Source organism: Planctomycetia bacterium, from assembly GCA_021413845.1.
Taxonomy (GTDB): Bacteria; Planctomycetota; Planctomycetia; order Pirellulales; family PNKZ01; genus PNKZ01.
This window is the reverse complement of record JAIOPP010000095.1, coordinates 1-13,882: the sequence shown is the minus strand read 5'-3', so window position 1 is coordinate 13,882 and position 13,882 is coordinate 1. Positions and strand designations below refer to the sequence as shown.

The 13,882-nt window shown below is 63.0% G+C and carries 10 protein-coding genes; 4 read left to right on the top strand and 6 right to left on the bottom strand.

Annotation, left to right across the window (positions count from 1 at the left end; translation table 11 throughout):
- Positions 1-9 precede the first annotated feature (9 nt).
- From K8U03_17565 to K8U03_17555, 3 genes are all read right to left on the bottom strand, one after another.
- Positions 10-732, bottom strand: a complete 723-nt coding sequence (locus K8U03_17565) for a hypothetical protein (GenBank protein ID MCE9606701.1) — start codon at positions 730-732, stop codon at positions 10-12.
- Positions 733-1,096: 364 nt separating this feature from the next.
- Entirely contained in the window at positions 1,097-2,074 is a 978-nt protein-coding gene (locus K8U03_17560) for an SDR family oxidoreductase (protein MCE9606700.1), read from the bottom strand.
- 64 nt (positions 2,075-2,138) lie between these two features.
- On the bottom strand, positions 2,139-3,452 hold the full coding sequence (locus tag K8U03_17555; GenBank protein MCE9606699.1) for a UDP-glucose/GDP-mannose dehydrogenase family protein: 1,314 nt from the start codon (positions 3,450-3,452) through the stop codon (positions 2,139-2,141).
- 249 nt (positions 3,453-3,701) lie between these two features.
- On the opposite strand from K8U03_17555, the gene K8U03_17550 reads away from it, so the two are divergent.
- From K8U03_17550 to K8U03_17540, 3 genes are read left to right on the top strand one after another with little or no spacing between them, the layout of a single operon-like run.
- A complete protein-coding gene (locus tag K8U03_17550) occupies positions 3,702-4,271 on the top strand; it encodes a DUF2760 domain-containing protein (GenBank protein MCE9606698.1) in 570 nt (189 codons plus the stop codon).
- A 51-nt stretch (positions 4,272-4,322) separates the two neighbouring features.
- Positions 4,323-6,131 carry an Hsp70 family protein gene (locus tag K8U03_17545; GenBank protein ID MCE9606697.1) on the top strand — a complete coding sequence of 603 codons (1,809 nt, stop codon included), beginning with the start codon at positions 4,323-4,325 and terminating at the stop codon, positions 6,129-6,131.
- A 15-nt stretch (positions 6,132-6,146) separates the two neighbouring features.
- On the top strand, positions 6,147-9,023 hold the full coding sequence (locus K8U03_17540; protein ID MCE9606696.1) for a hsp70 family protein: 2,877 nt from the start codon (positions 6,147-6,149) through the stop codon (positions 9,021-9,023).
- A gap of 101 nt (positions 9,024-9,124) precedes the next feature.
- On the opposite strand, the gene K8U03_17535 is transcribed toward K8U03_17540, so the two are convergent.
- The 3 genes from K8U03_17535 to K8U03_17525 form a co-directional block, all read right to left on the bottom strand.
- Positions 9,125-9,457 carry an iron-sulfur cluster assembly accessory protein gene (locus K8U03_17535; GenBank protein ID MCE9606695.1) on the bottom strand — a complete coding sequence of 111 codons (333 nt, stop codon included), beginning with the start codon at positions 9,455-9,457 and terminating at the stop codon, positions 9,125-9,127.
- Between the two features lie 157 nt (positions 9,458-9,614).
- A complete protein-coding gene (locus K8U03_17530) occupies positions 9,615-10,859 on the bottom strand; it encodes an aminotransferase class V-fold PLP-dependent enzyme (protein ID MCE9606694.1) in 1,245 nt (414 codons plus the stop codon).
- A gap of 62 nt (positions 10,860-10,921) precedes the next feature.
- The gene (locus K8U03_17525; GenBank protein ID MCE9606693.1) at positions 10,922-11,539 is read right to left on the bottom strand and encodes a phosphoesterase; all 618 of its coding nucleotides are present in this window, start codon (positions 11,537-11,539) and stop codon (positions 10,922-10,924) included.
- A gap of 331 nt (positions 11,540-11,870) precedes the next feature.
- Between K8U03_17525 and K8U03_17520 the strand changes: the two genes are divergently transcribed.
- Positions 11,871-13,631: an acyl-CoA dehydrogenase family protein gene (locus K8U03_17520; protein MCE9606692.1), complete on the top strand. Its 1,761-nt coding sequence runs from the start codon at positions 11,871-11,873 to the stop codon at positions 13,629-13,631.
- The last annotated feature ends 251 nt before the right edge of the window (positions 13,632-13,882 follow it).

Genomic DNA, 13,882 nt, shown 5'->3' with positions numbered 1-13,882 from the left:
CAGGCCGCCTCACTCTCCGGCAGCGACCGCTCCGAGGTTTTGCTCGCCGGCCTGCTTGCGAAGATCCTGCAGATTGAGTTTCGCCAGCAGCGGCTCGGCGTCGGCGGCCAAGAGTTCTTTGCCCTTGAAGCGTGGCTGGAAGTATTCGGCGACTTTCAGCATCGCCTCGTGTCCGCGAGCGCTGCCTGTGTCGATCCGGCCCTGATCTTCGAAGATGTCCGCTACGGCATGGATGCAATTCTTGGCCGTGTTTCGCGACTGGGTATTGAAGCAACGATACTTAAAATCGCCGCGTTCGAGCCGCGCGACTTGTGCCGCCGCCCGCCCGAAGAACTCCGCATCGATCTCGTAGGGCCCGCGCATCGTGAGCTCGAGGCCGCGTTGTTTCGCCCACGCAAGAGTTTCCGCGAGGCTCTTATTGATGCCCGGCTCAGCAGGCCGGACGATCGAAACATGGCCGGAAACAGGGAGCCAATTGATCGTGCGCGTCTCTAACACTTGGTGCTCGGCGCCGGTGCCGCTCGTCCTGAGAAACACGGCAAACGTGTGCGACATCGCGATTTCGTTCTCCTGATTCTGATGCGCCAAGAGGACGACATAGAACCGCTCGCCGGTCGGTATCGCCGGCGGCGCGAGAGGCACACGCTTCGACGCAAACAACTTTTCAGGTCGAACTTCCAGCGCGTAAACGCAGACGGCGACGAACACGACGGCGAAGAAAATCGTTTTCATAAATCATTTCCCGAGTCGGGGTAGTTTTTGCAATGGTGAACGAGCGGCAACTCAAGTTTCAGGACACTTGAATCAACACCAATGCAAACAGGGTGCCCAACTGCTAGCGGCACGCGTAAGCCGTGATAATTCATCGAAATCGAACCGTCGGGCGGTCACGTGTGTCGAACATCGTCCGCCGCTGGTGAGGTTTCGCGCAGCCTGGCGCGTAGGCGACGAGTTCACTGCGTCACAATAGAGAGACCGCGGAAGATCGGGCGACGACATCCAAGAAGCGAAATGCTCGAGCGCATTCCGAGCGACGCAATCTTCCAGCAAGTTGCCGAGCGCGAACGAATAACGGCGCTACGGCTCGACGAGTCGTTTAGTAGTTCGGCGTCGGCGGCCGATACTTGCGCATGTCGATCGAGCGGAACCACTCGATCGTTTTCTTGAGCCCTTCGCGCAGCGGGATCGTCGGTTCCCAGTCGAGCCATTTCTTCGCCAGCGTGATGTCGGGCTTGCGCTGTTTCGGATCGTCGGCCGGTAGCGGCTTCTCGATGATCTTCCCTTTCGCGCCGGTCAGCTCGATCACGAGCTTCGCAAGCTCCAAGATCGTGAACTCGGTCGGGTTGCCGAGGTTCACCGGCCCGACGAACTCGTCCGGCCCGTTCATCATCCGGATCATCCCTTCGATCAAGTCGTCGCGATAGCAGAAGCTCCGCGTTTGGCTTCCGTCGCCGAAGATCGTCAGATCTTTTCCTTCGAGCGCTTGCTGAATGAAGTTCGACACCACGCGCCCGTCGTAGGGATGCATCCCGGGCCCGTAAGTGTTGAAGATCCGGATCAACCGGATGTTCACATGGTTCATCCGCCAGTAATCCATAAACAGCGTTTCGGCGGCGCGCTTCCCTTCGTCGTAGCAGGCGCGCGTGCCGATCGGGTTGACGCTCCCGCGATACGACTCCGGCTGCGGATGCACCTCGGGATCGCCGTACACTTCGCTGGTCGACGCTTGCAGGATCTTCGCGCGGCAGCGCTTCGCCATGCCCAGCATGTTGATCGCCCCCATCACCGACGTTTTCATCGTCTTGATCGGGTTGTATTGATAATGGCCCGGCGCGGCGGGGCAAGCCAAGTTGTAGATCTCATCGACTTCGAGCCACAACGGGTGCGTGACGTCGTGGCGCAGCAGCTCGAAGTTCGGCTTTGCGAGCAGATGATCGACGTTGCTCTTCTGGCTCGTGAAGAAGTTGTCGACGCAGATGACGTCGTCTCCTTGTTCGACGAGCCGCGTGCAGAGCTTCGAGCCGAGAAACCCGGCCCCACCGGTTACGACGATCCGTTTGATCTTGTTGCTCATCGCCGCTCTGTCGCTCCCGAGTGTCTCGAATAATGTCCCGACGAAACCGAACGCGTTGCTCTGCTTACGGCAAAACCGGAGCCCGGCCGATGCTATAGTAGGTGAAGCCGGCGTCGCGCAGCGCTTTCGGTTCGTAGATGTTGCGGCCGTCGAAAATGACCGGCTTGCGCATCAGCTTCCGAATGGCCGCGAGATTCAAATTCTGAAACTCCTTCCATTCGGTCATAATCAACAGCGCGTCGGCGTCGATTAGCGTGTCGTACGGGCGATCGGCATAGTGCAGCTTGTCGCCGTATTTCTTGCGCACGTTCTCCATCGCTTCCGGGTCGTGGACCTGAATCTTCGCCCCGCGCGCAAGCAGTTGATCGATCATCGCCAAGGCCGGCGCTTCGCGAATGTCGTCTGTGCGCGGCTTGAAGGCCAGCCCCCACACGGCGATCGTCTTCCCTGCCGTATCGTTGCCGAAATGCTTCAGCACTTTTTCCAAGAGCACGGTCTTCTGCCGATCGTTCACCGCATCGACGGCCGGCAAAATCTTGAGCTCGTACCCTTTGCTCTTCGCCATCGACTCCAAGGCCCGCACGTCTTTCGGAAAGCAGCTGCCGCCGTAGCCGACGCCGGGAAAAAGAAAAGCGAGCCCGATTCGGCTATCGGTGCCGATGCCGCGGCGCACGTCGTTCACGTCGGCCGCCATCAGTTCGCACAGATTCGCCATCTCGTTGATGAAGCTGATCTTCGTCGACAGCAGCGCGTTGGCGACGTACTTCGTCATCTCCGCGCTTTCGGGCGACATAACGAGAAACGGTTTTTCCGTTCGTAGAAACGGATGATAGAGCGTGCGGAGCGCTTCGGCCGCGCGCGTGCTCGTCACGCCGACGACCACGCGGTCGGGCTTTACGAAGTCGTCGATCGCGGCCCCTTCTTTTAAGAATTCCGGATTGCTCGCGACGTCGCAATCGCGGCCGGTCGCGGCTTTCAGCCGAGCGCGAATGCCGGCGTTCGTGCCGACCGGCACCGTGCTTTTCGTCACGACGATCGCTTGCGTCGGCAAGTGGCTCGCCATCTGTTCGACGACCTTCCAGAGGTTCGTCAAGTCGGCCGAGCCGTCGTGCGCGCTCGGCGTGCCGACGGCGAGGAACACGAGGTCGGCCTCGCGCACACCGGCCGCGAGATCGGTCGTGAAGTGGAGGCGGTCGGCCTCGATGTTGTGGATCACCATCTCGGTCAGGCCCGGCTCGAAGATCGGAATCTCACCGCGCTTCAGAGCCTCGATCTTAGCCGCATCGATATCGACGCAAATCACCTCGTTGCCGCTATCGGCAAAACAAGTTCCGCTCACCAGCCCGACGTATCCCGTTCCGATCACTGCGATGCGCATGAACTACCCGACCGATATGATAAGGAAAAAGTAGTAGCCCCGACCGCGCCGGGAAAGCGTCTCGTCTCCCGCCGGTCGGCCGTGTGTGGTTTCGACGTATCTTCGCTGCGCCGAGGGCATTAACCTTAGTTGGTCTCCTCCTAAAATGGAAGCTCAGCCGCGCGTCGAGCGGCGGCAATTCCGCATGGGTTGACAACTCACGGCTGCGACCGCCATTCTGTGTGCATTCGCCTTTTCTAAGGAGTTGCCGTGGGTCGGCTAGCCATCGCCTTGAAGTCCTTTTTCCGAGCGCTTGGGAACCAAGAATTCGCCGGTCGCGTAGCGCTGCTGTTAGACGGTTCGGCGAGCCCGCAACCGGCGAAAGCCGCTCCGGAAAACGTCCCCGCCGCGGCGCCGAGCCCGGTCAAAGCGGCTGCGCCGGCGAAGCCCAAGCCGACGCGCAACGATGCCCTTAGCCTCCTTTTCGCCTTGCAGCGCGAGGCACGCTTGGTCGATTTCCTGAAGGAGTCCATCTCGGCCTACGACGACGCTCAGATCGGCGCCGCGGTGCGCGACGTGCATCGCGATTGCGCCGCTGCGATCGAACGGATCTTCGCGCTCCGGCCGGCGACCGAGCAAGCGGAGGGAAGCCCGTTGGAAGTCGCCGAGGGGTTCGATGCGGCCCGCTTTCGCCTTACCGGCAACGTCGTCGGGAAGCCACCGTTTCGCGGGATGGTAGCCCACCATGGTTGGCAAGCGACACGGTGCGAACTCCCCGCCTGGACCGGCAGCGAAGCCGCACAGACGATCGTCGCCCCGATCGAACTTGAAATCAAATAACGAAGGCTTCCTGTCACCTTGGCTTGCCGTCGGCATGAGGAACTACATCGGATGAGTGCGCGTTACGCCATCGGCATCGACCTCGGGACGACGAACTCGGCGCTCGCCTATGCGCCGCTCGACGACGAGCGCGCCACGGTCGAGGTGTTGCCGATTCCGCAACTCACGGCGCCCGGCGTACTCGAATCGCGCCCGTTGCTACCGTCGTTCACGTATCTCGCCGGCGATCACGACCGAGGCCAAGCGAGCTACGATTTGCCTTGGGCTATCGGACGCGATTACGTCGTCGGCGAATGGGCCCGCAAGCAATCGGCCGACGCGCCGACGCGAACCGTCGCCGCTGCGAAGAGCTGGCTCGCGTACAGTCGGGTCGACCGGCGCAAGGCGATCCTCCCCTGGGGCGCGCCAGACGAGGTCGCCAAGATTTCTCCGGTCGAAGCCTCGCGGCGCTATCTGGAACATCTGGTCGCCGCTTGGACCGCGGCTTATCCGAGTGCGCCGTTCGCGGACCAATCGGTCGTGCTCACCGTTCCCGCTTCGTTCGACGCCGCCGCGCGCGAACTTACGCGCGAAGCGGCACTTGCCGCCGGCTTTCCCGAAGCGTTCATTCTCTTGGAAGAACCGCAAGCGGCCGTGTACGCTTGGCTCGCCGATACGGGCGATCGCTGGCGGCGGACGTTGCAAGTCGGCGAATCGCTCCTGGTATGCGATGTCGGCGGCGGCACGACCGACTTCACGCTCGTCGAGGTTGCGGAAGAGCGCGGCGAGTTGATGCTGCGCCGCGCAGCGGTCGGCAACCACACGCTCGTCGGCGGCGACAACATGGATCTCGCTCTTGCGCACTACGCCGCGGGTGTGCTCGAGCAAAAAGGAGCGAAGCTCGATCCTTGGCAATCGGTCGCGCTTTGGCATTCGTGCCGCGCCGCGAAGGAAGCCTTGCTCGCCTCCGGCGGACCGGAGAAACATCCCGTCGCCGTGTTAGGGCGCGGAAGCCGCTTAGTCGGCGGCACGATCTCGGCCGATCTCGTGCGCGACGACGTCGTGCGGCTGCTCGTCGACGGCTTCTTTCCCCCTTGCGAGGCCGCCGCGAAGCCGCAGAAGAATCGGGCCTCCGGCTTCCGCGAGCTCGGCTTGCCGTACGAAGTCGATACCGCCGTGACGCGACATTTGGCCCTGTTTCTCAGCTCCAACGGCGTGCTCGGCGTCGCGGCTTCGGAGACTGCGGCGGCGAAGCCTTTGCATGTGTTGTTCAACGGCGGAGTCTTCAAAGCCGACACGCTGCGGGCTCGCCTGCTCGACGTGCTTGCCGGCTGGTGCGGCGCCGCGCGGCTGCCTCGCACGCTCGAAGGGAACAGTGATCTCGATTGTGCCGTGGCGCGCGGCGCCGCTTACTATGCCCGCTCAAAGACCGCCGGCGGCATCCGCATTCGCGGCGGCACGGCGCGTTCCTACTACGTCGGCATCGAGAGCGCAGGGCTCGCGATTCCCGGCGCGCAGCGCCCGCTGCGCGCGCTCTGCGTCGTGCCGTTCGGCATGGAAGAAGGAACGGCCGCGGAAGTTCCCGGCGGAGAGATCGGGCTCGTGGTCGGTGAGCCGGCGGAGTTTCGATTCTTTAGTTCGGCTGTTCGCAAGAGCGATCGTCCCGGCGACCTGCGCGAGCGTTGGGCCGACGATGAACTCGTCGAGACCGATCCCTTGGCGACGGTTTTGCCGGCGATGGAAGAAGCCGACGACGGCTACGTGCCGGTGCGGTTCGAGTCGCGCATCACGGAGCTCGGCGTCTTCGAGCTCTGGTGCGCCAGCACGATCTCGCCGCATCGTTGGAAGCTGGAGTTCAGCGTGCGCGAGGAATCGGCTTAGCCCGTTTCATTCGTCATGGCTAACGACGCGCTTCCATCGGGCCCGAGCCGCTATATCGTCGGCATCGATCTCGGCACGACGAACTCGGCCATGGCTTTCGTCGACACCGAACAAGCCGAACTCGGTGCGGCGTCGCAGGTGCAAGACTTTCCGGTGCCGCAGATCGTCGCTCCCGGCGTGATCGAAGCCCGCGACACGTTGCCCTCGTTCCACTACGAGCCGGCCGGAGGGGAGTTCGCCGCCGGCGCGATGCGACTCCCGTGGCAAGACCGCGATCCGCCGTATGTCGTCGGCACATTCGCCCGCGATCACGGCGAGACCGTGCCGGGCCGGTTGATTTCGTCGGCGAAAAGTTGGCTCTGCCATGCCGGCGTCGATCGTACGGCCGAACTGTTGCCTTGGCACGGTGCCGAAGATGTTGTGAAGCTCTCGCCGGTCGATGTCGGTGCCCGCTATCTCGAACACTTTCGCCGGGCGTGGAACTACCGCTTTCCGCGTTATCCGCTGGAAGAGCAGGAGATCGTCCTCACGTTGCCGGCGTCTTTCGATGAAGTGGCTCGCGAGTTGACGATCCGATCGGCGAAGCTCGCCGGTTTGAATCGGGTCGTGTTGTTGGAAGAGCCGCAAGCCGCGTTCTATGCCTGGATCACGGCCCACGCCGATCGTTGGCAAACCGAAGTCGAGCCGGGGCAGAAGATCCTGGTGTGCGACATCGGCGGCGGAACCACCGACTTCACGCTCATCCGCGTGCGGGCCGGCGGCGATGGTCGCGTGCAGTTTCATCGTGTGGCGGTCGGCGACCATTTGATTCTCGGCGGCGATAACCTCGACCTGGCGCTCGCACATCACCTGGAACGGAAAGCGACCGACGGCGGCAAGCTCGAGCCGCGCGCATGGGCCACGCTGTTGCGAAGTTGCCGGCAAGTGAAAGAGACGCTGCTCGGGCCCGCGCCGCCGGAGCGGATCAAAGTGAATCTTCCCGGCGGCGGCTCGCGCTTGATCGGCGGCGGCCGCAGCATCGAGCTCGACGCCGGCGAAGGGCAAGCGCTCCTCGTCGAAGGTTTCTTGCCTCGGACGAAGCTCGATGAAAAACCTCCGGCCCGACGGAGCGGCTTCCAAGAATTCGGGCTCCCTTACGCTCCCGATGCCGCGATGACGCGCTATCTCGGAGCGTTTCTCTCCGCGCATCGGCACGTCGCCACGGACGATGTGCCGATGAACACGCCGCACGATCCGGCGCGGCCCGACATCGTGTTGTTCAACGGAGGGTTCTTCGAGTCGCCGCAGTTGCGGAGCCGGCTGTTGGAAGTGCTCGGCTCTTGGTTCGCGCCGCCGGGCGCGACCGGGGCGCAAGCGTGGCAACCGCGCATTCTCGATAACCACCGGCTCGACTTAGCCGTGGCGCGCGGCGCGGCCTACTATGGGCTCGTGCGGCGTGGGCAAGGAGTGCGCATCGCGGCAGGTTCGGCGCGAACGTATTACGTCGGGCTGGGCTCCGCCGACGAGGCCGCGGCGAAGGCCGTCTGCTTGTTGCCGGCAGGCATCGACGAAGGGCAAGGGCTCGACCTGCCGGGCCGAACCTTCGAGCTGCGGATTCGGGAGCCGGTCGAGTTTCCGCTCTATTATTCCAGCACGCGGCTCACCGATCCGGTCGGCTCGATCGTCGCCGTCGATCCGTTGCAAATGTCGGCCCTGCCGCCGATTCGGACGGTGCTGCAGACCGCGAAGAAGGGAACCGGCGAAACGATCACGGTCGAGCTGCATGCCAAGCTGACCGAGATCGGCACGCTGGAGTTGTGGTGTACGCGGGCCGCGGCCGATGCCGCCGGAGCCGTATGGAAGCTGCAATTCGATGTCCGCTCCGCAGTTCAAACCGATCGTGAGGCGCACGCCGGAAGTGCCGAAGCGAGCGGCTTCGTCGAGGCCGATCTTTCGCGACGCGGGCGCGAGCCGATCCGCGCGACCTACGAAAACAAAGACGAAGCGCACAAGCCGGAGTCGCTGATCAAACGCTTGGAAGAGAGCATCGGCAGTCGACGAAGCGAATGGCCGGTGTCGCTGTTGCGCGAGCAATGGCAAGAGCTGTTCGAGCTGGAGCAAGGCCGGCGATTGTCGGAAGAACATGAGGCGCGCTGGCTCTGGACCGCCGGCTTTGCGCTGCGTCCCGGCTATGGGCTCGCGGTGGACGATTGGCGCGTGGCGCAGACTTGGAAGCTGCTGCAAGCGAAACGGTTTTTTCACGGGGCGCGCGTGCGGGTCGAATGGTTGATCCTTTGGCGGCGCATCGCCGGCGGGCTGACGGCCGGCCAGCAACGCGCGCTGGCCGAGCCGCTCGCGGCGCCATTGCGTGTTTATCTGCTCGCGCTGAAGGGCTCGAAAGCAGCGCCGCCGCGCAAGCCCGACTTCGGATTCAGCGGCCATGAGTCGGCCGAGGTGTGGCGGCTGCTCGGGTCGTTGGAGTTGCTCGAAGTGGTTCGCAAAGAAGAGATCGCGCACGCGGCGCTGATTCTTGCTCCGAAGGAAAAGACGCCGGCCGTGCAAGACGCTCTGATTTGGACGATCGGCCGAATCGGGGCGCGGGTGCCTATGTATGGCCCGCTCAACGTGGTCGTGCCGGCGGAAGTCGCGGCCGGTTGGAGCCGGACCTTGATGGGGATGAAAGGGAGCGAGCTGTCGATCGGCTTCGCGCTGATGCAACTGGCGCGCAAGACGGGAGATCGGTTTCGCGATGTCGACGAGCAGACGCGCCGCTCGATCGTCGCGTGGTTCGACCGTGTCGGAGCGGCCGACCATCTGCGCGAGCTCGTCGTTGCAGGGGGCAGGCTTGCCGGCGAAGAGCAGGGACGCATGTTCGGCGAGAGCCTGCCCCGCGGGCTGCGCCTTTCCGAATAGACTGCATTTCGTGCAGCAAACGAAAAAAGCCCTCGGTGCACTTCGCACCGAGAGCTCTCGTGGTATTCGTAAGGAAGCCCGCGAGCTTCCGCAACATTTCTTTAGACGGAGAACGAGCTGCCGCAACCGCAGCTCTTCACCGCGTTCGGGTTCTCGAACGTGAAACCGCGCTTCTCGAGGCCTTCGTAGAAGTCGACCGTGGTGCCGTCCAAGAAGAGCTCGCTCTTCTTGTCGACGACCATCGACACGCCGTGGCAATCGACTTTCATATCTTCGGCGGCGTTGAAGTTGCCGTCGAAGCCGAGGCTATAGGAAAAGCCGCTACAGCCGCCGCCCGAAACGCCGACGCGGAGAAACATCGAGGGATCGAGCTTTTGCTCGGTCATGATCTTCTTCACTTCGTTCGCGGCCTTTTCGCTCAGCAAGACTGCCATGGTGTCACCTAGATCGGTTATCGGAATAGAAGCTGGTTTTCAGACTTACGTCGTTGCTCGAATTATACCTCCCTCGGCCGAAAGGGAAAGTCCGATTCAGGCCGGGGCCGCGTCAAGTATCGCAATTCCAGTTACTTACGCTGCAATATCCACGTGTTTACGCCATGCTGCCGAGTTTTCTCAGGTCGCGCACCGCCGCGACGACCAGTTGCGCGGCCCGATCGACTTCCGCCTCGGTGTTGAATCGGCCGAGGCCGAAGCGGAGGCTCGCGCGGGTAAGATCCTCGCTCAGGCCCAAGGCGCGCAGCACGTGGCTCGGCTCGGGGTTCGCCGAAGTGCAGGCGCTTCCGGAACTCACCGCCAGCCGCTTCATGCTCAGCATCAGCGCTTCGCCGTCGACGCCGTCGAAGCTGAGGTTCAAGTTGCCGGGAAGCCGCAACGGCGCACCGTCGGCTGCGGCGGCTTTATCGAACGCCGGCTCGTCCAACACCGGACCGTTCAACGACACGCCGTCGATCTCGGCCGTGATGCCGGTGAGCAAACGCCGGCGCAGGGCTGCCAAACGGGTTGATTCTTGCGACATCTCAGCCGTGCAAAGTTCTAAGGCCCGCTCCAGGCCGACGATGCCGGGCACGTTGAGCGTGCCGCTGCGGAAGCCGGCCTCTTGACCTCCGCCGTCGAGTTGGGGAGTCAGTCGCACGGCCGGCGACGAACGCCGCACGAAGAGCCCGCCGACTCCTTTCGGGCCGTAAAGCTTATGCGCCGAGAAACTCATCAGATCGACGTTCCAAGCCGCGACGTCGACCGGAATCTTACCGACCGCTTGCGTGGCGTCGCAATGAAACGCCACGCCCCGCGCGCGGCAGAGCTTGCCGATCTCCGCAATCGGCTGAAGCACGCCGATCTCATTGTTCGCCCCCATGACGGAAACGAGAATCGTCTCGGGCCGGAGTGCGCCGGCCACGCGGCCGACATCGAGCAGGCCCGACGTCGGCGAACCGGCTTGTTCCACGTCGAGCAGCGTCACTTCATAGTCGCGCGAAGCCAGTCGAGCCAGCGGATCGAGCACCGATTTGTGCTCGGTCGCGACGCTGACGATGTGGTTCCCCTTCTTCCGCGCGCGCTCGGCGAGTCCTTTGATGGCGAGGTTGTTGCTTTCGGTTGCACCGCTCGTGAACACAATCTCGCGCTCGCCGGCGTTGAGCGCTCGGGCGATCGACGAACGGGCCGCGTCGACGGCGTCTTGCGCTTCATGGCCGAACGCGTGGTTGATGCTGCCGCTGTTGCCGTACCGCTCCGTAAAGTAGGGGAGCATCGCCTCGACGACGCGCGGATCCACGCGCGTCGTCGCGTGGTTGTCCATGTAGATCGTGTCGTGGTCGGGGCCGGTCGGGTCGGGCATGGCCGCGGAGAAACGCCGAGGTGTCGCGGGCGAGCGTCGTCGGGGAGAGGCTGCTTCTATTGTTAGGCGAAGAGCGCTTTCAGGCAAATCGACGACCAAGTCTCGAAACCGTCGAGTTGCTGCAGCAATTCGTCGACCGGCTGGAAGCCCGAGGCGATGATCTCCGTCTCGCGCGGCTGAACCAAAGGCTCGTCGACGCTGAACAGGTGGACGACGCCGAGATGCACGCGGCCGACTTCCGATTGATCGTCGTTGATCAGGCCGACGCAGCGCTCCGTGTAGGCCGACCCGATGACGACTTCTTCTTCCAGCTCGCGACGGAGCCCTTCGCGATACGGGTCGATGTCGATCGTCGAGGCGTCGTCGCTCGAGATGTGTCCGCCGATGCCGACGCTTCGCTTGCTGTGCAGACGTCCTTCGCCTTGCCCTTTGCCGCGGGTGTACTGAAACACATACTGTCTGCCTGCCGCATCGCGATGATGAAAAATCGCGTAGGGAATCAACTGCTTGAACTTCGGATCTTTCTCCATTTCCGGCCGCGGACGATAGCTCACATGCTCCGGCTTGAGGAGCTCGGCCATGTAGAAGTCGACGTCGGCGCAGAAGCCCTGAAAGTGTCCGAGCTTGTGAAACACACTTGTCGGAACGACCAGCACCTGCTCGGTAAGCACTTGTGACATGGTTCGGACGACCTTTCGCTCAGCGGTAACAAGGAGGGAGGCTTGACGCGTCAATATAGGCGATCGGCTTAAAAATGACTACGCCCGGCTTCATAACGATTCCGCCAGTCGGAGCGTGGCCCGACAGTCATGCGGATCCGCGAGCTTCACACCGCGGCTAGGCTTGGCATCGCCCGTTGCGGTGTGCGACTGTATATTTCTAACGGAATCGGATGGACGCGGGCTTCGTCTGTAGGGAGTCTGCTTACGAATGCTGCGGGGCTTCCCCGATTCGTTCCGTTTTTCATCGTACGACCACCGTGCTTCTTTCGACCTTTGGGAGTTCCGCATCATGGGTGCCGCCGACCGCGAGAAGCAGATCGCTCAGGCCGAAGAGCTGTTGAGCGACTTTCGGATGCGTGTCGGGTTTGCCAAAGGGCTTTACTTCGGGCACTATCTCAATGAACGGCTCGTCCCGTACCCCGATCCCGGCTCCGACCCGCTCACGCTCAAGATGCAGGCTGAGTTGCGGCGGTTCTGCCAAGAGCGGGTCGATCCGGTGAAGATCGACCGCGAGGCGATCATTCCGGATGAGATCGTGCGCGGCTTGGGCGACGTCGGCGTGTTGGGTGCGTGCCTGCCCGAGAGCGTCGGCGGGCGCGGCTTGTCGCAAGCGTCGTATTGCAAGCTGCTCGAAGTGCTCGGCGGACATTGCGCGAGCACGGCCCTGTTCGTGAACGCCCATCATTCGATCGGTCCCCGTTCGCTGGTGCTCTTCGGCACGAAAGAGCAGCAGGCCCGCTGGCTGCCGAAGCTCGCGACCGGCGAATGGATCAGCGCGTTTGCGCTCACCGAACCGGAAGCGGGAAGCGATGCCGCGAACGTGCAAACGCAAGCCGTGCCGACGGCCGACGGGAAGGGCTACATCCTCAACGGGAAGAAGCGCTGGATCACGAACGGCGGGATCGCGCAAGTGCTCACGGTCATGGCGCGGACTCCGGTGCCCGGGAGCAAAGAGACGAAGGTCACGGCGTTTCTCGTCACGCCCGACATGCCGGGCTTCGAGGTGGTCGAGAAGCGGATGTCGAAGCTGGGAGTGCGCGGCAGCGCGACCGCGCGGCTTGCGTTTAAAGATATGTTCGTGCCGAAGGAAAACATACTCGGCACGCTCGGCAAGGGGTTGAAAGTAGCGCTCACGGTCCTCGATTTCGGCCGAACGACATTCGGCGCCAGCTGCACCGGCGCGGCGAAGTTTTGCTTGGCAAAGGCCGTCGAGCATGCGAACAGCCGGGTGCAGTTCGGGCAGACGCTCGGCTCGTTCGAGCTCGTGAAGGAGAAGATCGCGTACATGGAAGCAGGCATCTTTGCTATGGAGAGCGCCACCTACCAGACCGCCGCGCTCATCGACTCCGGCCACGACGACTACATGCTCGAAACGGCGATGCTCAAGGTCTTCGCCACCGAGGTGCTGTGGAAGATCGTGAACGACGTGTTTCAAATCTACGGCGGCAAGGCGTACTTTACCGACGAGCCGTTCGAGCGAATCTTGCGCGACGCGCGCATCAACCAGATCGGCGAAGGGGCGAACGACGTGCTGCGCAACTTCATCGCGCTGGTCGGCATGCGCGACGTGGGACTCGAGCTGCAAGGGATTCTCGAAGCCGCCAAGCACCCGCTCGGCAACGTCGGCAAACTTAGTGGCTTCATGGCTCGCAAAGTCGGGGCGCTGTTGAGCTCGCCGACGGTGCATGTGCGCAGCACGGAGTTGCACGACGACGCCGCGCAACTCGGAAAAATGGTCGGCAAGTTCGGCGCCGCGGTCGAGGCGCTGTTGCGAAACCATCAAGAGGCGATCCTGGAAAAACAGTATCTATTGGGTCGCGTCGCCGATGCCGCGACGGAGCTTTACGTGTGCGGCTGCGTGCTCAACCGACTCGACGCTCTCTGCCGCGACGAACACGCCGACGAAACCCAAAAGTGCCGCGATCTGAAAGTGGCCCGCTACTATCTCGCTACGGCCCGCCGCCGCGTGACGAGCTACCTCGACGCCCTCTGGCACAACGACGACGAGGGAACGAGCGAGATTGCGGATCTGGCCTTGAAGACGAAGTAAGGCAAAGTAGCAGGCACGTTCCACGTGCCGTAGCCACGTGCGTCGTTCGAGCTGAGTGCAGCATCGCGACGCACACAGCCTCCGTTCAATAGCCCCGGATGCATATCCGGGGCCGCAGCGTGATGATCGTTCCGTATCAGCTGTGGCGGACGGCATGTGGAACGTGCCTGCTACTTTGGCCCAATTCTTCGCGTTGAATCTCGCGGCGCGGCGTGCGATGTTGGGCCGTGTGAGGAGACGAGACTCCGACC